Annotated in this window: 20 protein-coding genes; 1 reads left to right on the top strand and 19 read right to left on the bottom strand. The window is 38.7% G+C overall.

Going from position 1 to position 18,401, the window contains the following annotated elements; genetic code table 11:
* Positions 1-149: 149 nt before the first annotated feature.
* The 5 genes from H4J76_RS02515 to ribE form a co-directional block, all read right to left on the bottom strand.
* Complete coding sequence (locus H4J76_RS02515; protein WP_182230043.1) at positions 150-1,994, bottom strand: nitric oxide reductase activation protein NorD; 1,845 nt, start codon at positions 1,992-1,994, stop codon at positions 150-152.
* A gap of 146 nt (positions 1,995-2,140) precedes the next feature.
* The gene (locus H4J76_RS02510; RefSeq protein WP_182213539.1) at positions 2,141-2,608 is read right to left on the bottom strand and encodes a phosphatidylglycerophosphatase A; all 468 of its coding nucleotides are present in this window, start codon (positions 2,606-2,608) and stop codon (positions 2,141-2,143) included.
* A gap of 15 nt (positions 2,609-2,623) precedes the next feature.
* Complete coding sequence (thiL, locus tag H4J76_RS02505; protein WP_182230042.1) at positions 2,624-3,601, bottom strand: thiamine-phosphate kinase; 978 nt, start codon at positions 3,599-3,601, stop codon at positions 2,624-2,626.
* A gap of 44 nt (positions 3,602-3,645) precedes the next feature.
* Entirely contained in the window at positions 3,646-4,062 is a 417-nt protein-coding gene (nusB, locus tag H4J76_RS02500; RefSeq protein WP_070374606.1) for a transcription antitermination factor NusB, read from the bottom strand.
* Between the two features lie 12 nt (positions 4,063-4,074).
* Positions 4,075-4,539: a 6,7-dimethyl-8-ribityllumazine synthase gene (gene ribE / locus H4J76_RS02495; protein ID WP_070374607.1), complete on the bottom strand. Its 465-nt coding sequence runs from the start codon at positions 4,537-4,539 to the stop codon at positions 4,075-4,077.
* Between the two features lie 127 nt (positions 4,540-4,666).
* On the opposite strand from ribE, the gene H4J76_RS02490 reads away from it, so the two are divergent.
* Complete coding sequence (locus H4J76_RS02490; RefSeq protein ID WP_182213536.1) at positions 4,667-4,972, top strand: DUF6170 family protein; 306 nt, start codon at positions 4,667-4,669, stop codon at positions 4,970-4,972.
* Between the two features lie 122 nt (positions 4,973-5,094).
* On the opposite strand, the gene H4J76_RS02485 is transcribed toward H4J76_RS02490, so the two are convergent.
* The 14 genes from H4J76_RS02485 to flhF form a co-directional block, all read right to left on the bottom strand.
* A complete protein-coding gene (locus tag H4J76_RS02485; RefSeq protein WP_310733495.1) occupies positions 5,095-5,907 on the bottom strand; it encodes a VacJ family lipoprotein in 813 nt (270 codons plus the stop codon).
* A 114-nt stretch (positions 5,908-6,021) separates the two neighbouring features.
* Positions 6,022-6,492, bottom strand: coding sequence for a DUF2802 domain-containing protein (locus H4J76_RS02480; RefSeq protein ID WP_182230041.1), 471 nt, complete (start codon positions 6,490-6,492; stop codon positions 6,022-6,024).
* A 75-nt stretch (positions 6,493-6,567) separates the two neighbouring features.
* Positions 6,568-7,059, bottom strand: a complete 492-nt coding sequence (locus H4J76_RS02475) for a chemotaxis protein CheW (protein WP_146799106.1) — start codon at positions 7,057-7,059, stop codon at positions 6,568-6,570.
* 91 nt (positions 7,060-7,150) lie between these two features.
* Positions 7,151-7,945: a chemotaxis protein CheW gene (locus H4J76_RS02470; protein WP_220465978.1), complete on the bottom strand. Its 795-nt coding sequence runs from the start codon at positions 7,943-7,945 to the stop codon at positions 7,151-7,153.
* A 7-nt stretch (positions 7,946-7,952) separates the two neighbouring features.
* Positions 7,953-8,726 (bottom strand): ParA family protein, encoded by a 774-nt coding sequence (locus H4J76_RS02465; RefSeq protein ID WP_182176122.1) that lies wholly within the window; start codon positions 8,724-8,726, stop codon positions 7,953-7,955.
* A 26-nt stretch (positions 8,727-8,752) separates the two neighbouring features.
* The gene (locus H4J76_RS02460) at positions 8,753-9,730 is read right to left on the bottom strand and encodes a flagellar motor protein MotB (RefSeq protein ID WP_182213533.1); all 978 of its coding nucleotides are present in this window, start codon (positions 9,728-9,730) and stop codon (positions 8,753-8,755) included.
* The gene (locus H4J76_RS02455; RefSeq protein ID WP_182213531.1) at positions 9,727-10,473 is read right to left on the bottom strand and encodes a flagellar motor protein; all 747 of its coding nucleotides are present in this window, start codon (positions 10,471-10,473) and stop codon (positions 9,727-9,729) included. The genes H4J76_RS02460 and H4J76_RS02455 overlap by 4 nt, the downstream gene beginning before the upstream one ends.
* Positions 10,466-11,638: a chemotaxis response regulator protein-glutamate methylesterase gene (locus H4J76_RS02450; protein ID WP_182213529.1), complete on the bottom strand. Its 1,173-nt coding sequence runs from the start codon at positions 11,636-11,638 to the stop codon at positions 10,466-10,468. The genes H4J76_RS02455 and H4J76_RS02450 overlap by 8 nt, the downstream gene beginning before the upstream one ends.
* 66 nt (positions 11,639-11,704) lie before the next feature.
* Positions 11,705-13,810 (bottom strand): chemotaxis protein CheA, encoded by a 2,106-nt coding sequence (locus tag H4J76_RS02445; RefSeq protein ID WP_182230040.1) that lies wholly within the window; start codon positions 13,808-13,810, stop codon positions 11,705-11,707.
* A gap of 13 nt (positions 13,811-13,823) precedes the next feature.
* Complete coding sequence (locus tag H4J76_RS02440) at positions 13,824-14,567, bottom strand: protein phosphatase CheZ (RefSeq protein ID WP_182213526.1); 744 nt, start codon at positions 14,565-14,567, stop codon at positions 13,824-13,826.
* Positions 14,568-14,615: 48 nt separating this feature from the next.
* A complete protein-coding gene (gene cheY / locus H4J76_RS02435) occupies positions 14,616-14,999 on the bottom strand; it encodes a chemotaxis response regulator CheY (RefSeq protein WP_182176128.1) in 384 nt (127 codons plus the stop codon).
* A gap of 51 nt (positions 15,000-15,050) precedes the next feature.
* Complete coding sequence (locus tag H4J76_RS02430) at positions 15,051-15,770, bottom strand: RNA polymerase sigma factor FliA (protein WP_182230039.1); 720 nt, start codon at positions 15,768-15,770, stop codon at positions 15,051-15,053.
* A gap of 74 nt (positions 15,771-15,844) precedes the next feature.
* Positions 15,845-16,687 (bottom strand): MinD/ParA family protein, encoded by an 843-nt coding sequence (locus H4J76_RS02425; protein WP_182213525.1) that lies wholly within the window; start codon positions 16,685-16,687, stop codon positions 15,845-15,847.
* Between the two features lie 112 nt (positions 16,688-16,799).
* Positions 16,800-18,374, bottom strand: coding sequence for a flagellar biosynthesis protein FlhF (gene flhF, locus H4J76_RS02420; protein ID WP_182230038.1), 1,575 nt, complete (start codon positions 18,372-18,374; stop codon positions 16,800-16,802).
* Between the last annotated feature and the right edge of the window lie 27 nt (positions 18,375-18,401).

Here is an 18,401-nt window from a genome sequence, read left to right as displayed (position 1 = left end):
CCAGAAGGCTTTGACAAAAAATCGTTGCCGCGCATTTTCACCGTCAGGATGATCTTTTGCTAACGGCATTCCACAATTTTGACAATTTTCCCTATTAATCTCATTTTTTGTTTGGCAATAAAGACAAGGTAACTGTTTCGCAGACATAATTAATGACTCGTTAATTGATGATAAAGTTGCGGCAAACGTATCGGTAATTGTGCTGGTCGTAAAATAACGGTGAAGCCATCACGACCAAATAAATAAGGTAAATACTCTTCTGCTTCTTGGTCAATGGTAATACAAAACGGTTTAATGCCTAACCTATTTGCTTCAGCAATCGCTTGGTGAGTATCCTCGATACCAAAACGCCCTTCATAATGATCTATATCATTAGGTTTTCCATCGGTTAAAATCAGTAGCAATTTTTGCGTACTACGCTGCTCTTGTAAAACCTTGGTTGCTTGGCGAATAGCCGCTCCCATTCGTGTATAAAAACCGGGGCGAATAGATTGAACGCGGCCACGAATTTCATCATTGTATGGTTCATTAAAGTTTTTTAGCATAGTAAGACGAACATTTGAACGTCTTACTGAAGAGAAACCATACATAGCAAAGTTATCACCAACACTATTTAACGCCTCACCAAATAACAGCATACTATCGCGAACCACGTCAATAACACGGTTATCATCATCTAAATAAGCATCAGTAGACATAGATAAATCAGCCAGTAATAAACTAGAAATGTCGCGATTGTTACCTCTAAAACTTTGGTAAAGTCCTTTTTCTTGAGTCGGCGCTATTTTACTTTCTACATAAAAGTCTAACCAAGCAGACAAATCAAGTTCTTCGCCTTGCGGTTGGGCTTTTAGCCAGTAACGTACACTGGTTAATTGTTCAAATTGAGCTTGAATAGCCTTTGCCGTTTTTTGAAGCTTAATAGGCAAAGATTGAGCTGTATAATTTTTTGGCAGCATTGGTTGTAGTAAACAACGGTCGGCTTCTAACTGCTGCGTTCTGTAATTCCATTCGGGTAAAGAAATGCCTTTCCCAAGCGGAATATCATCTTCGGACGCGGAAGGTAAATCTAAATCAATTTTTATATTGGCACTTTTTTGGTCTTGTTGTTGCGATAAAGTAATATTGTCGAGATCTTCTGCTGTACGTAATAAATCTTCTTCATCTTCATCGGTATCGTCAGAGCCTCGATCTAGTTTTGAAAATTCGCTCCATGAAAAAAGGCTTTCTAAACGAAAAATCATCATGCCATCGTTACTTTCATCTGCTTGTTCGCGATCTGCTTTTTTACGGCTAATTTTATTTTTTGTTGATTGCTTACTTTCTTGAGCTTGGTTTTCGTCTTCAGTAATGTCTTGATAATCAGGCAAGAGTAATGGATCAACATGAGCTGAAGGATATAACCAAAGGAATACCGCTTTCGGCGCGTAATTAACCGTAGGAAATATTTTAACAGTGCCCGGTTCTAGAATCGCTTGGACAATCGCCTGCTCCATTATTTTTTCTTGCTCGGGTAGTTTTTTTAACGGGGGTCTGCTTACTAAAAAAGCTTGGGCTAATCGTTGATAACGGGGAGTTAATGCTGGAAATTTTGTTAAGACTTCAACAACGAGTTGCTGATTATCTATCGCCCAATGCTGAAAGCGTCCACTATGATGCGCAGCTAAAATAGCTAGCCAAATATAAAGGTCACGATTGAGTTCAGTCGTTGGAAATACCGCTAAACGTTCAGGTAAACGTAAACTCTCAGGGTCTTGCCACGCAAGACTGATTTGTTGATTTTCACCCGATACTTTTTGCAGAAAGGTGCGACGAACGAGATAATCTCTTGAACTCGCCGCCTCTATACGCTTAACAACGTCGCCACCTAAGGCACGAAAAACCATACCAACAGATTTACTGACCTCACTAAAGCACACGCTTGCTTGCTCATATTCGGTACTGGCTTTACGGGTAATATACTTATGCCAAATCCCACCAACCCATTCTTCCATTATCACTACCGCATTAAAGTATGTCTTTAATTTATAGTAGCAAGTTGAAAAATAAATAGGCTGATATGTATCAAGTAACCCGTCATTTAATCAAGGTTTTAAAAAGAAGTGACCAGACACTAAAACTCGACGTTCTGTGCTATGGATTAAAAGATAAGGTGCATGCAAGCCAGTGCTGCTAAGCCCGCAAGAATATCATCAACCATAATACCTAGACCGCCATGTAAATTTTTATCTACATAGGAAATAGGCCAAGGTTTAAAAATATCAAAAATTCTAAATAAGATAAAACCAACAACAATACTTTGCCATGTCAAAGGAACAAGAAACATAGTGATTAAAAAACCAACAATTTCATCCCAGACAATTGCGCCATGATCAGGTACACCTGCATCTTCTGCGGCTTTTCCACAAATATAGATACCGGCAATGCTCATGATAATAACAATAGCTAAATAAGTACTGACTGAAGTAGGCGCTAACAGCAGGTACAAAGGAATGGCCGCAAGCGTGCCATAAGTACCTGGTGCTTTAGGTAATAAACCACTACCAAACCCTAAAGCAAGAAAATGGATGGGGTTAGTTATACGAAAGTTCTCGGTAGATTTACTCATTACATTTAACTTACATTATTTAGTAGAAGGAGTATCAGAGAAATGTTGATAGCTCTGAACCTTAATATTTACTGCTTTTTTATTTAATGTCGTGGTAATTTTTCCTGAACCATTCAATTGGCCAATACAGGTGATCTTATTGCCTGAGTTAGCTAAGGCTGTTTCCATGCCTACGCGGTTATCTTCAGTAACACTAAATAATAGCTCGTAATCATCGCCACCTTCTAAAGCTATATCGTACGCTGCGTCTATACCAACAGTATCACTTAATGCGGCAGAAAGTGGTAAAGCATCAAGAACAATATTAGCACCAACACCCGAAGCATTACAGATATGAGCTAGGTCTGCGACTAAACCATCAGATAAATCTATCGCAGAAGTCGCATATTTACGTAAAGCTTGTCCAGCCAAAACCCTTGCTTTAGGAAAGTCTAAGCGTTTTTGTATTTCTTGCTGATATTTAGCTGCTACTTTCACTTTACCTTGGATATGTTGTAAAGCGAGGTTCGCTGCACCTATCTCACCGGTAACATATAACCATTCTCCGGCTTTAGCACCTGAACGGGAAATATGTTGTCCAAAAGGAATTTGTCCTTGCGCTGTAATGGTTATACTCAATGGTCCTTGCGTCGTATCACCACCAATAAGCTGGACATTATAAAATTCACAAAGGTCAAAAACACCAAGGCAAAATTCATTGATCCAATTTTCATCAATCTCAGGAAGCGTGATTGCTAAAGAAACCCAACTAGGCTCTGCCCCCATAGCGGCAAGATCAGACAAATTAACCGCTATCGATTTATGACCAATAGCACGTGGCGATGTATTTAAAGGAAAATGAACACCTGCCACTAAGGTATCTGTCGTTACTGCAATGTGTTGGCGTTCACCCGGAGTAACCAGTGCACAATCGTCACCAATACCTAAATAAACGTCTTTGCGCTTCACTACCTGTTCAGTAAAATAACGTCGAATGACTTCAAATTCTTTCATACAACAACCAATCCTTTGCTTTGCTTTGAGAAAATGAACGCAAATTATTCTTCTGGACGAATCAGTTTAACGGCTTTATCAAGCACACCATTAACAAATTTATGACTATCGTCAGCAGCAAAAGATTTTGCTAATTCGATAGCTTCATTAATAACAACTCGGTATGGCACATCTTTACAATCTTTCAATTCATAAATGGCTACACGTAAAATAGCTTTTTCTACTGGGTCAACGTCGTTTAAAGGACGGTCAACATGCGGAGAAATAGCTTCATCGATAGAACCAACTGATTTGGTTACACCGTGGAGTAATTGTTGAAAATATGGAATATCAAAACGGCGCGCACTGTTATCAGTTAAAAAGTTAACTTCGATATCAGTTACTGAGTTTTGGCTAAGCTGCCATGAGTAAATAGCTTGAACAGCTAACTCACGAGCTTTCCTTCTAGGAGTTGGTTTCACAAAAATTCCCGCTTATATTTTATCTAAAACATTAACCATTTCTAAAGCACTTAAAGCCGCTTCTGCGCCTTTATTACCTGCTTTAAGTCCGGCACGATCTATTGCTTGCTCAACGGTATCGGTTGTAATAACACCAAAAGCAACAGGAATAGTGTATTCCATTGAAACTTGCGCTAAGCCTTTATTACATTCGCCCGCAACAAAATCAAAATGTGGAGTTCCGCCACGAATAACGGCGCCAATAGCTATTATGCCATCGAACTCGCCTTTACTTGCAATACGTTTAGCGGCAAGGGGTAATTCATATGCGCCAGGAACACGAACAATAGTAATGTCGTTATCTGCAACATTGCCATGGCGTTTAAGTGCATCAACTGCACCTTCTAATAAATTTTCAACTACAAAACTGTTAAAACGTGAAACAACGATGGCAAACTTTTTACCTGCTGCGTCAAAATTAGCTTCAATGATATTCATTTATATTTCACTCACAAAAAATTTGCCGCAATTCTACCAAACCCAGAGACAATTCGGTACTTGTTTGCTTAATTAAGTGTAAAAATACTGTAGAATACTGCTATTACTCACTAAAAATACGATACCTATGGCTTTTATATTTTCAACAAATAAACTTCCCGAACTCGAAAGCTATACGCTTGGGCAAAGACAGCAGATTTTAACACTCGCTGCCGCTAAATTGACCGCACCAGAGAAGTTCGTATTAAATATTTTGAAGTTAATCATGTTGGTGCCACCTTTTATATTTATGGCACAATTAGATGGGCTGCTCTTTGTGGTATCTTTGTTTAGTTTTCTAGCCGTGTATTTTATTTTACTTCGGCCAGTATCGTTAATTTTTACCCGTAAATATCTCAGTGTTGCGATCAAGCAGTATAATAAATTAGCTTAATCTTTAATTATCACATCAAAAAAACCGCGATTTACATTAACACCACAGCTTTTTTTTAATTAATAGTTTTGTAAAAATGAGTGAAGCTTGAAGTATTCTAAGCTTCACTCTGCAAAGCAAGTTTATTGATCAACGTCTGCCATGTTATCGAGTTCTTCTAAAAAGGCATTAATTTCGTCTTCACTGTCTTCATCAATCACGATGGGCGGGTTACCATCATAAACTTTAAATTCCATATTTTGAAAGTAAGCATTTTTTACAAATTCGTATGAATCAATAGATTCATTAATAATTTGCTCTTGATCAACAAGCGCAGCTCGTTGTTCAAGCCCGAGTACGGCTTGGCGAAGTAAGTTAGGCCAAAAATCAATAATAGCTAATGGCCAGTAGTATTTATCAACATAGTCACCCACTTCTTCACGAACTGAGCTTGGCCCAAGAGCCGGTATAACTAGATAAGGTCCATCTCCAACACCATATGAGCCTAAGACTTCACCAAACTCTTCTTGTGCTCTGATCCATTCGAAGTCACTTGCTGGGTCAAAAAATCCAAATATGCCAATAGTAGAGTTAAGGATAAAACGCCCCGTACTTTTACCCGCTTCACTAAACTTTCCTTGCAGCAGGTTATTTATAACCGTTGATGGCTCGTTTAGGTTTAAGGCAACATTATGTATCCCGGACCTAAAGTCTGTTGGCATATATTCAACATACGCCTGGGCTGTCGGTTTAAGCACATATTTGTCTGCATAATCCCAGGTAAAAGTCCAAAACGGTCGGTTAATTGATTCTAATGGATCTTTAGGATCTGAAACACTAGCACTATTTTCAGCAGGTGTTGATGAACAGGCAGAAATAACTAATGCCAGTAGAATGACAACAATTTTTTTTGTTGGATTATTGAACAAATAAGAAAATATAGCGGCTACTTTCACTTAGCGTCCTTGATATTGAGTAAAAAAATAATGACGCAGTTTACCACGCAAAAATGCAATGCAACATAAAAGCTTTCACTATTTATCTGCGGAAAAACCATAAAATGATTGGTTTTAAGAAGGCGATGTTTTATTTCTGTGGACAGATATTAACATCTCAGCTTCAGCAAGTGGGATGTCACATTCTCGAACGACCTCATCGATCTCTGCGCCTAACTCAACGAGTTTAAAAGCACGTGAATAGAGTTTATCTTGCGGTTGCTGATTTTGAAATTGATCTATTAATTGCTTTTGTAGCCCACTCTCTTGTTGCAGTATTTTAATACGATGTTCAAGTTGTTTACTGACTTGCTCATTTTCTAACTGCAGACTTTCAAGCTTATTATTAAACTCAAGCAATTGTTTATTTACGCTATTTTGCGACGACTGTAGCTCATTTATAAACAACTCTTGCGTTTCAAGTTGTGTTTTCAGCACTTTATTAGTTCGATGAAAATAAGTTTTTTGGCGATAAATATAACCCATTAGCACTATAAAAAGCACAAAACTGCTGACTAAAATCAAAAGTGGCGAGATAATAAACATAAACGCTTCTTAAACCATTACAACTAGATAAAGCCTGATAAGCCAGGCTTTATTTAAAGAGACTCAGCAAACAGCCTAGAACTGTTTAAGTTCATCCCATTCGTCGTCAGAAAGTAACTGATTTAGGTCGACTAAAATCAATAACTCACCTTCTCTGTTTGAAACACCTTGAATGAATCGTGCACTATCGTCATTACCAACATTCGGAGCATCATCTATCTCAGAATTTTTTAAGTAAACAACTTCAGCGACACTATCTACCAAGATACCAATAACTTGTTTTTCGGCTTCAATGATAACAATACGTGTATTATCAGAAATATCCGCAGGTTTAAGCCCAAAGCGTTGTCTGGTATCAATGACAGTAACAACGTTCCCTCGCAGATTAATGATACCTAATACATATGTAGGTGCTCCTGGCACCGGTGCAATTTCACTATAACGCAAAACTTCTTGCACTTGCATTACATTAATACCGTAGGTTTCACTATCAAGCTTAAAGGTTACCCATTGCAACACTTCATCGTTGTCTACGTTTTCATTTGCATTACGTCTATCATCAGCCATACAGCCTGCCTCTTAAATATCTTATTGAAAATCAATCTGTTTGATTATTCGTCTAGTGTACATAGTATAATACTATCTGGAGATCTAGCCATTAATCTTGGTTAATATTTGCGCCTGCGTCAAGTAACTTAATCAAAGACTCGACATCAAGTAGTGCACACATACGTTCTTTGACTAAACCGGCTAACCAAGGTCGTTTGTTCGGTAGGTCTAACCATTTTACATCTTCTTGCTCTAACGTCACTGTATCGACTAATGTTTCAGCCGATAATCCCCAATGACTATTACCTAGCATGACAATATATTGATAGTTTAGCGAATTTATTAACGCTTCGTCACATTTTTCTGGCATTACCCATAAAGCGGTATTCACTACATTAATTTTTTCATCTCGATGTAACATAACACCAGTAAACCATTTAGGCTTACCCATTAGACTCGTTGTCTTGTCTTCGTTATGTATGCCACCCAATTCAATCAACGGCACTGCAATCGTTAAACCCGCAACATTAAAGAACATCGCTTGAAAACTACCCTTTCGATAATTTTTACTCTGATGAACAATTAATGGCTGATCACTTTTTCTTGTCTTAAGCGGTTCATCAAGAGTCAATTGCGTTTTTTCTTCGACTTTGTCCTGAATTTTTTCTTCAACTATTTTAGGTCGTTCATTTTTTACTGAGCTTTTTACAGTATAAACAGGTTCATCTATTGGGTCGGCAATACGTTCAGTAATATCAACTTTTTGTAAAAGTTTTTCTAACGGTTGCTGATATTTTGCTTTTACAGAAATAATTGGCAGGTCCGATTCTTGCTGATCTTCAGTCAACAATTCTGATAAATAATTCTGCATTAATTTCTTACTTGCAGCGAGTGACTTTGCCATTGGACAATTAACCTAATTTTTGCAGTTCTAATAAACTGCTTAGTAGTTTTTTATATGCACTAACACCACGTGTTAACGGTGCGTAATCTGAAGGTACCTGCATTGCATAACTGGCATTTCTAAAATTAGTATCTACCGGTATAACACCGGCCCAAACACTATCATCGTATAGCTCTTGTAACTTTCTATAGGTCAGTAATGATGCTTTAGTACGTTTATCAAACATAGTCGGCACTATGGTATATTTAAACGGCTTATCTTGCTCAACTTGCATAATATCCATTGTTTTCATCATGCGGTCTAAGCCTTTCAAGGCTAAGAACTCAGTCTGCACTGGCACAATAATACGTTGCGATGCCGCCAAAGCATTCACCATCAGCACACCTAAAATCGGTGGGCAATCAATTAAGACATAATCATATTCATCGGCTATTTTTATCATCGCTTTTTTCAACACTAAGCCCATACCACCTTTATTACCGAGTGAACGGTCTAAAGTAGCTAAGCCCATAGTTGCCGGGAGTATATCTATATTGTCGTATTTCGTTGGACATAAACTTTGCATTATTTGTTCTTTCGTTGAAACTTGAACAAATAAATCGTAAACACTTAACTCAAGATCTTCAGATTCGATACCAAAATAATAACTCAAAGAAGCATGGGGATCAGTATCTACCAACAACACTTTATAGCCCTGCTCAGCTAATAAGCCACCTAAGGAGATTGTTGTTGTGGTTTTACCAACGCCACCTTTTTGATTTGCTACGGTCCATACTACCAAGTTGCTAACCTACTTATTTCGTTGTACTAATTATTGTTCTGCTCAGAAGAGGGGTTATCATCTTCTCGTGTTGTAATTCTAATGCCACCATTATCAAGTCTTATGATACGTATTTCATTATCCTCATCATCACCATTATCTATCTGCTTTATGGCTTCGACGTCTTTAATGCTGATGGTAGGGGTCGCAAGTAAATTTGACTTTTCTAAACCATATTTTGATATAGCGATAACAACACGACGGTTTTGCGCGCGGCCTTGTGCTGTTTTATTGTCTTCTCGTGGATAATATTGCCCATACCCCTCAATAGCCATACGAGCAGGATCAAGGGATAAGTCTTCAAGCACTCGTAAAATAGCCGTTGCTCTAAAAACTGATAATTCCCAATTTGAAGAAAATATCTCAGTATTAATCGGTTGGTTATCAGTATAGCCTCTTATGCGAATAAAATTGCTGGATGAACCAATTACATCATAAATAACCGCAAGTATTGTTGTTGCATTGTTGGTTGCTGATGATGAGCCGCTGGGGAAAAGCATACCACTGTTTAATTCTATTTCTAACCAATCACCATCAATCTGCAGTTGCGCATAACCTGATTCGATTAATTCATACAAGGCGGTATGTAATTCTTTTTCTAGTGACGTTAGATTAGTGCCTACCTGACTGTCAGAAACATTAGAAAGTGTTTTCTCACCGTCAAAAAGTTCAGGGCCAGCGACATCTAAAATGCCATTACCATACAAGCGCTTATTAGTTTTTGAGCTGTTAACATCGAGGATATCGTCACCATGCCCCCGATTTTTAGGTAGTTTATTATTGGCTTGAAAAACTTTACCTATTGATTCTGTCGCGGTTTCATAGGGCTCTTCATCAACCATTGCCATTGCATATAAAACAACAAATAACGCAAAGAGCAAGGTCATATAATCGGCGTATGAAACTAACCATCTGTCGACATTATCATTTTCGACTGAATGTCGACGTTTCCTTAAGTGGTTCATTGCTCTAACCGAAAGGCCGACAACTTATTTTCAATGGCATGTGGATTTTCTGCTAATGCAATAGAAATAAGGCCTTCAGCAATCATTTCTCGGTACATGGTTTGCTGGTGAATAATAGCCTTTATTTTATTAGCAACGGGTAGGTATATTAAATTGGCAAAACCAACGCCGTAAATAGTCGCAATAAAAGCCGTTGCAATGCCTTGTCCAAGTAAAGTGGGATCGGTAAGGTTACTCATCGCATGAATGAGGCCAAGTACCGCTCCTAAAATACCTATGGTAGGACTGTAACCGCCCATAGACTCAAAAACATGAGCAGAGCGCAAATTATGCTCGCGATAAAGATCTAAATCTAATTCTAATGAGATACGCAAGTTGTCTACTTCTATACCATCAACTAATAAGTTAAGCGCTTTATTGGTATAAAAATCTTGTTCTTCTTCGGCAATATTTTCCAGTGATAAATATCCAGATTCTCGTGCTTTTTCAGACCAAGAAACTATCGAATCAATGCCTTGGTCAATATCATACTTGGGTGGATAAAATATCCACTTTAATAAAGACAACGCATGAAAAAATTGCGCTGAAGATGACTGTAACATTACAGCCCCTAAAGTACCGCCAAAGACAATGATAAAGGCAGGTAACTCAAATAACGCAGCGAGGGAGCCTCCATCGAGAATAAAACCTAAATATATGGCCGTAATTGCGACAAAAAGCCCGGCAATGGTTAACTTATCCATGGTCCACTTCCTTGATAATACTTTGGCTGATATCTTCTAATGCTAAAGATAAAACAGAAATACCTGCAACGGTAACGGCTTGCGGCATACCATAAACCACACAAGAAGCTTCGTCTTGTGCCCATATTGTCGCCCCTTTACCTTTTAACATGCGAGCACCTTCTCGGCCATCAGAGCCCATACCGGTCAATACAACACCCAATACTGAGCCACCAAATACCTTAGCTGCTGAGCCAAAACTCACATCAACACTTGGTTTAAAAGCAATTTTTTCAGACTTATCTTCTATAATTTTTAACTTGGCTAATTTTGGCGTACCGTCAATAATCATTTGCCTGCCACCAGGCGCTAGGTAAGCACAACCAGGTTTTAAAATATCCCCATCTGCTGCTTCCTTAACATTAATATTGCACAAGGTATTTAAACGATTGGCAAAAGCAAAAGTAAAAGCAGCGGGCATATGCTGTATTAGAATAATGGGTAGCGGAAAGTTTTGCGGCAATTGCGTTAATATTTTTTGTAAGGCAATTGGTCCCCCCGTTGATGTACCTATAGCGAGTAGTTGGTAACTTTTACCTGAGCTTCTTTTAACAACCTGACTGCGAATACTTTCGCTTTGACTCGGTTCAGTTTTAGTTGTTCGCAGCGGAGTTCTCGATTGAATGTCGAATTTATTTACGGGTTTACTCACCGGATTAGTGGCCGTTGAAGATAGGCTAATTCGTGACGCGTGAGCTTTTACTGCCAATTTTCTTTTCAATAAACCGTTAGTCTTCGCTAATTGAACCACTCGTTGACGCAGCAAACTACCTGCATCATCAGTTGTTTTGGCTATTTCACTGAATTTTTTCGGGAGAAAATCAAGTGCTCCGGCTTCTAAGGCCTCGAGGGTAGCATTAGCACCTTGATGAGTGAGCGATGAAAACATTAAGATTGATGTTGGCGCTTTCGCCATTATTTGTTTCACAGCTTCAATACCATTAAGCAATGGCATTTCTATATCCATGGTGATCACATCAGGCTTTAATGACACAGCCTTTTCAACAGCATCTTTACCATTTACAGCAACATCAATAACAGTAAGGTTCGGATCTTTATTTAAAATATCGGTAACTCGACGTCTAAAGAAACTCGAGTCATCAACAACCAACACCTTATAGGGCATTTATTATCTCATTTGTTATTATGAATGAAAAAGCCCTAATAAAATTTAATAGGGCTTTATTATACGTTAAGAGCGTAATTTTTTATTAACAACAGATTTTTTTGCGTAAAACTTCAGCATATTAGGCACATCGATAATTAACGCTATACCACCATCGCTGGTAATTGTTGCGCCGGCCATACCTGGTGTGCCGTGTAATAGACGGTCGAGTGGCTTTATCACCACCTCTTCTTGACCAATTAGACTGTCGACCACAAAGCCAATTTGCTGATTGCCCAATTGAACAATAACCACATGACCTTTTTCTCTTGGCTTCTCAACAAAATCACGTACTAACCACTTATCTAAGTAGAAGAGTGGAATCGCCTTTTTACGAACAATAATGGTTAATTGTCCATCAACAACGTTGGTGGTGGTTAAATCAAGATGAAATATTTCATTCACGCCAGCAAGTGGTAAAGCAAATGTTTGCTTACCAACAATAACCATTAATGTCGGTAAAATAGCTAACGTTAACGGTACTTTAATCTCTAAGATTGTACCTACGCCCATTTCAGAATCTATACTTACCGTACCGTTTAACTGGGTGATCTTAGTCTTGACTACATCCATGCCAACACCACGGCCTGAAACTTCTGAAATTTCAGTCTTGGTAGAGAACCCTGGAGCAAAAATTAAACTAAAGGCTTCTTTATCTGTCATTCTAGCCGCAGAGTCAGCGTCAAGAACACCACGAGTAATCGCGATTTCTTTGAGCTTTTCTGCATTCATGCCTGCACCATCATCTTTGATGGTTAATAATATATGGTCACCCTCTTGAGAAGCAGAAAGCACCACGACACCTTCTCTTGGTTTCCCCAATGCTTCGCGCTTATCAGGCATTTCTATACCGTGATCTACAGAGTTTCTCACTAAATGCACTAATGGATCAGCGAGTGCCTCAACAAGGTTTTTATCTAGATCGGTTTCTTCACCTTTGAGCACTAATTTAATTTCTTTGTCTAAACTGCGCGCTAAATCTCGAACAACTCGAGGAAATCGTCCAAAGACTTTCTTGATTGGCTGCATACGGGTTTTCATTACCGCACCTTGCAAATCAGTCGTTACCGCATCAAGGTTAGAAACAGCTTTCGTTAAATCTTCATCCTCTTTGGTTAAGCCCAAACTTGTTAAGCGATTTCTCACTAAAACAAGCTCACCAACCATATTCATAATTTGATCAAGACGTTTAGTGTCAACCCTAACAGTCGTTTCACCCTGCATTGCTTTAGCGGGCGCTTTTTCTGGCACTGGCGCTTTAGCGACAGGTTTAGCTGCAGGAGCTACCGGTGCTGGCTTCGCGGCTGGTGTTTGAGCAACAGGTGTTGGTGCTGGTGTTGGTGCACTAGGTGCTGGAGTAACAGATAATTTCGGCGCTTGACCTTGACCATGTAATTCGTCTAATAAAGCTTCAAAGTCATCGTCACTTATTTCATCTGATGAACTGCTATTCGATGAAGATGGTTTACTTGAATTATTAGCAGCGACTTCAGGCGAAAAAGCACCTTGACCGTGAAGTTCATCGAGTAAGGATTCAAATTCGTCATCTGAAATATCATTGCTGTCTGAAGACGTTGCTGTTTCTACAGGTGCTGGGGCTGGCGTAGAAGCTGAGCCACCACCATGGAGTTCGTCGAGAAGTCGTTCAAATTCATCTTCTGACATTTCATCGCTAGAAGAACTTTCGCTTTCATGAGTAGCTACTGCTTCAACAACGACTGGCGCAGGCGCTTGCTCTTTGCCTTCTGGTTGGCTTAAACGATGCAATTCTGCAAGTAGTTGAGCATCAGCTTTATCAAGTTTCTCGCCGTTTTGAACTTGTACAAACATTTCATTTACAACATCAAGCGCTTGTAAAATAACATCCATTAAGCTTGCACTAACACTACGTTGGTTGGTACGTAACAGATCGAAAATATTTTCCGCGCCATGACATACGTCAACTAAATTATGTAATGCTAAAAATCCGGCTCCACCTTTAACGGTGTGAAAACCTCTAAAAATAGCATTTAATAATTCGGCATTATCGGGGTCGTTTTCAAGTTCTACGAGTTGTTCCGAAAGCGTTTCAAGTATTTCTCCAGCTTCTATTAAAAAATCCTGAAGAATCTCTTCATCTTGCTCAAATGACATCCAGCAACTCCTATTAAAATCCTAAACTTGATAAAAGGTCATCAACATCATCTTGGTCAGCGACAACATCATCACGTTGTGCTGCATTAACGATCGGGCCTTCAACTAAGTTATCACCTACTTTAGGTTTACTTCGCTCTGCATTACTATCTGTCGTAATACCAAAAGCGGTTAGCATACCAATCAAGCTATCCTCTACTTCACGAACTAGATCAATAACTTTACGAATAACTTGTCCGGTTAAATCTTGAAAATCTTGCGCCATCAAAACATCAGTCATTAAATCATGCATACGCACTGATTCTCTATCTGTCGTTTTTAATAATAAATCTATATCAACACATAAACTTTTAAATTCGGTTAATTCCAATTTGTTATGCATTAATTTTTGCCATAACGGATTAACAGCCTTTATTTGCTTTTGTATCGTATCCACAACGGGAAAAATAGATTCAACAGCATCCATGGTTTTATTAGCGGCTTCTTCCGTTCGCGTTATAACGTAGTTTAGACGTTCTTGAGCATCGGGGATATCTGCTGTCGCTAAATCATTTAACCTGGAATCTAATTGAAAATTATTTAATGAGTCATGTAGTTGGCGAGTCAGCTTGCCTATTTCAGCAAACAATTCAGAATTAATTGGATTTTGAATTTCAGCAATTAATTCATCTGCCTTGTCTTGTTGACCACTTTCTAAATATTCGACCAGTAGCTTTGCTTCTTCCAAAGAAACATGCACATTTGTATTCGCACTCATGCAAAAACCTCACGTTTAGATTAATTAATTATCTATCTAATTAAGGAATTAACCTAAGCGTTGAAATATTTTATCTAATTTGGCGTTTAACGTCGCTGCGGTAAATGGTTTTACAATATAGCCATTAACACCCGCTTGAGCCGCCATCACAATTTGTTCTTTCTTTGCTTCAGCAGTGATCAGCAATACTGGGATATGTGATAATTTCGCATCGGCACGGATGGCTTTGAGCAAATCAATACCTTGCATACCTGGCATATTCCAATCAGTTACAACAAAGTCAAAAGAGCCTTCTTTTAACATCGGTAAAGCAGTGCTACCGTCATCTGCTTCTGAAATGTTAGTGAAACCTAAATCTCGTAACAAGTTTTTGACGATACGTCTCATCGTTGAAAAATCATCAACAACAAGAACTTTCATATTTTTATCCAAGGCACCCTCCGGTGAGAACATTTTAAAATTGTGATTATATGTATATTCTACTCAACTTTGCCAAGATTGCATACGTCCTTTTAACCTATGCATCGCTTGACTGTGAATTTGGCTAACACGCGACTCACTTACATCAAGCACTTGACCAATCTCTCGAAGATTTAATTCTTCGTCGTAATATAGTGACAGTACTAGAGCTTCGCGTTCGGGTAAAGTGGAAATGCATGCTGTTAACGATTTTTTAAAAACTATTTTTTCAAAATTATCATAGGGATCGTTATTATTCACATCTTCCATATTCGATATAGCATCTGTCCCCGTACTTAAGTCTTCAATACCAATTATTTTACCGGTACTTACCTCACTTAGAATATGATGGTAGTCATTTAACGAAATATCAAGTTTTTCAGCAACTTCAATATCAGTTACATCACGACCTAAACTTGCTTCAAGCAATTTTATCGCTTCACTGACCATGCGGCTATTTTTATGAACAGAGCGGGGAGTCCAGTCACCACGGCGTATTTCATCAAGCATAGCACCACGGATACGAATACCAGCAAAGGTTTCAAAACTTGCACCTTTGCCGTGATCAAAATTATTAGACGCTTCAAGCAGGCCTATCATGCCTGACTGAATAAGGTCATCAACCTGCACGCTCGCAGGCAACCTTGCTAATAGGTGATAAGCGATTCTTTTCACTAAAACTGTATGCTGCGAAATTATAGCAGATTTATCAGTTTGAATACTGTAAGCATTTGGTTTTACCACTATCGCTCACTCGCTAAATTATAGGAAAGATATAGAACTTTCAACAAAGTACTCATATCTGATTACTATTGTTATTAATGTTCTAACAATTGTTCAATAAAAAACTCTAAATGACCTGACGCTTGTTTAGGCACCGGCCATTTAATTAAATTACCTGCTAAAGATTTAAAAGCAACCGCTGCAGGCGATTGTGGATAAGCTTCAACAATTGCTTTTTGTTTTCTAACGGAATTTCTTATATTTTCGTCAAATGGAATGACAGCAACGAGTTCAAGTGCAACATCTAAAAATCGATCGGTAACTTTAGAAAGCTTACCAAAGAGTTGCTGTCCTTCTCTTGGCGTTCTCACCATGTTGGCAACAACTTTAAATTTAAATACGCCATGATCTCGACTTAATAATTTCATTAGGGCGTAGCAATCAGTAATAGATGTAGGTTCATCACAGACCACTAACATCACATCTTGTGAGGCACGGCAAAAGCTTAGTACCATGTCGGAAATACCGGCTGCAGTGTCAACAATAAGTACATCAAATTTTGTGTTCATATCACTAAAAGCGCGAATTAAACCCGCATGTTCAGCAGGCGTTAAATCGACCATAGATTGTGAACCTGACGTAGCAGGAATGATATTAATACCAGCGGGACCTTCAATAATTATATCGTCTAATTCACATTCGCCAGAAAGCACATGTGATAAGTTACGTTTTACCCGCAAACCTAGCATAACATCGACATTAGCCAAGCCTAAATCGGCATCTAAAACTAAAACTCGTTGTCCTAATTGTCCAAGTGCAATAGCGGTATTAAGCGAAACGTTAGTTTTACCTACTCCGCCTTTACCGCCAGAGACAGCAATGACTTTTACCGGAGCTGAATTTTGCATTTTTCTTAAGCCACTTGCTTGATCATTCATTTATCGTCTTTCTCTACTTTCTTACGAATAGCCATCAATTAATTTAGTATAACCCTATAATCATTTAATCTGCATATTTTTATAGGGTTAAAATTCACATATTTAGAACAAGTTATGGAAATACAGCTGTATTAGCACTCATCGGTGCTGTTCGCCAATTTATTGGATTATTAATTTGATTTTTCGCGCTCATTTTATCAGCTAGCGTAACGAGTTTTTCAGCATTTGCAACTTTAATATCTTCAGGAACTCTTTGTCCATCCGTTAAGTAGCCTATAGCTAAACCGTTTTGAATCGAAGTGGAAATTATTTCTCCTATGCTAAGGCTTTCATCAAGTTTAGTATAAATACAGCCAGCTAAAGGTACTTTTTTAAAGCGATCAACATTTTCTTGCATAACTCGTTGCTGAGTATTAGCAGCTAACACTAAATAGTTGCGAATTCTGACCCTTGCATTAGAAACTAAAGTAGTTAGGTGTTTAGCTAAACGCATATCACGTTGCCCCATACCTGCAGTATCAATAAGTATCAGTTTCTTTTTGGAGAACTGTTGCAACAATGTATCTAAGGTTTTTGCATCACCAGCAAGCTTTACATCACAACCAATAATTCGGCCGTAAGTGGCTAATTGTTCAAATCCAGCAATACGGTAGTTATCTGTTGAGATCATCACCACTTGGTCTGCGCCATGAATCTGAGCAAACCGCGCCGCGAGTTTAGCTACAGTAGTTGTTTTACCTACGCCGGTAGGTCCCACTAATGAAACCACGCCACCACGATGAATAATGTCATTATTAGTGGTATTAATTTGTTGGCTGATAAATTTCTTCGCTAATAACCAAGTATCTTGGTCATTTTTTTGCGCTGGAATATAACCTGCAATTTGATCTGAAACTTGTTCGCTCATACCCAAAGACATTAGTCGATTAACCAACATCGCACGAGCGGGATCTTTTTGCGCCATATCCTGCCACATTAACCCCGAAATTTGATGTTCTAGTAATTCACGAATAGAAGACATTTCGTGTTTCATTTTCTCTAAGTCGGCGTTATTTACATTTTGTGGCGGTAAGCCATCGCTTACTAAAGACTGTGCTTGGTTCATCACCGGCTGTTGATATGAGTCGCTTGATTGTTCATCACCTTGTTCTTGGCTATTTTGCTCTAAACGGTCGGTGAAGCTTTTAAATTGCTGCTCAATATTGCTTGACGGTGTTGGCGTTGAAACTTGCGCTGAGTTACTAGGGTTATTTAGCTTAGCGGCTGCCTGGACGATTTTATCATGCTGAGCTTGATTAATACCTTGACCAATATTTGCAGGTGCTTGCTGAACTTGACGGCTTAATAAAGCCGCTAAACTGTCTGAGGGTAAGCGGCTATCTTCTGCTGCCGAGTTGTGCGAAACACTAGGACTGGTCAAAGGATTATTTTGTCTAATATTGACCACATCATTGTCAATCGAACGGTCAAAACTGTTTGTTGCTTGCGCTGTTGAGTTGTTTTCAGGAGAATTTTGCATTATGGGTTGTGCTGCCTTAATTTCTACGTTGTTGTCAACCGCAGCCATTAGTTCAACGCCTTCAGGTACGCGTTTATTTGACATAATCACAGCGTCAGCACCTAGCTCGTCTTTGATTTGTGTCAGCGCACTTCTCATATCTTTTGCTACAAAACGTTTAATTTTCAAAACTAACCCCTTATCAACTGCAATCGC

Origin of the sequence: Colwellia sp. BRX9-1, from assembly GCF_014077195.1 — a bacterium.
Taxonomy (GTDB): Bacteria; Pseudomonadota; Gammaproteobacteria; order Enterobacterales; family Alteromonadaceae; genus Colwellia_A.
The sequence above is the reverse complement of the archived record's forward strand: the minus strand, read 5'-3'. Positions and strand labels throughout refer to the sequence as shown.

Coding starts and splice junctions, on each gene's coding strand:
- H4J76_RS02515 (WP_182230043.1), bottom strand. CDS start 1,994: ATGGAAGAATGGGTTGGTGGGATTTGGCATAAGTATATTACCCGTAAA.
- H4J76_RS02510 (WP_182213539.1), bottom strand. CDS start 2,608: ATGAGTAAATCTACCGAGAACTTTCGTATAACTAACCCCATCCATTTT.
- thiL (WP_182230042.1), bottom strand. CDS start 3,601: ATGAAAGAATTTGAAGTCATTCGACGTTATTTTACTGAACAGGTAGTG.
- ribE (WP_070374607.1), bottom strand. CDS start 4,539: ATGAATATCATTGAAGCTAATTTTGACGCAGCAGGTAAAAAGTTTGCC.
- H4J76_RS02490 (WP_182213536.1), top strand. CDS start 4,667: ATGGCTTTTATATTTTCAACAAATAAACTTCCCGAACTCGAAAGCTAT.
- H4J76_RS02480 (WP_182230041.1), bottom strand. CDS start 6,492: ATGTTTATTATCTCGCCACTTTTGATTTTAGTCAGCAGTTTTGTGCTT.
- H4J76_RS02475 (WP_146799106.1), bottom strand. CDS start 7,059: ATGGCTGATGATAGACGTAATGCAAATGAAAACGTAGACAACGATGAA.
- H4J76_RS02470 (WP_220465978.1), bottom strand. CDS start 7,945: ATGGCAAAGTCACTCGCTGCAAGTAAGAAATTAATGCAGAATTATTTA.
- H4J76_RS02460 (WP_182213533.1), bottom strand. CDS start 9,730: ATGAACCACTTAAGGAAACGTCGACATTCAGTCGAAAATGATAATGTC.
- H4J76_RS02455 (WP_182213531.1), bottom strand. CDS start 10,473: ATGGATAAGTTAACCATTGCCGGGCTTTTTGTCGCAATTACGGCCATA.
- H4J76_RS02450 (WP_182213529.1), bottom strand. CDS start 11,638: ATGCCCTATAAGGTGTTGGTTGTTGATGACTCGAGTTTCTTTAGACGT.
- H4J76_RS02445 (WP_182230040.1), bottom strand. CDS start 13,810: ATGTCATTTGAGCAAGATGAAGAGATTCTTCAGGATTTTTTAATAGAA.
- H4J76_RS02440 (WP_182213526.1), bottom strand. CDS start 14,567: ATGAGTGCGAATACAAATGTGCATGTTTCTTTGGAAGAAGCAAAGCTA.
- H4J76_RS02425 (WP_182213525.1), bottom strand. CDS start 16,687: ATGAATGATCAAGCAAGTGGCTTAAGAAAAATGCAAAATTCAGCTCCG.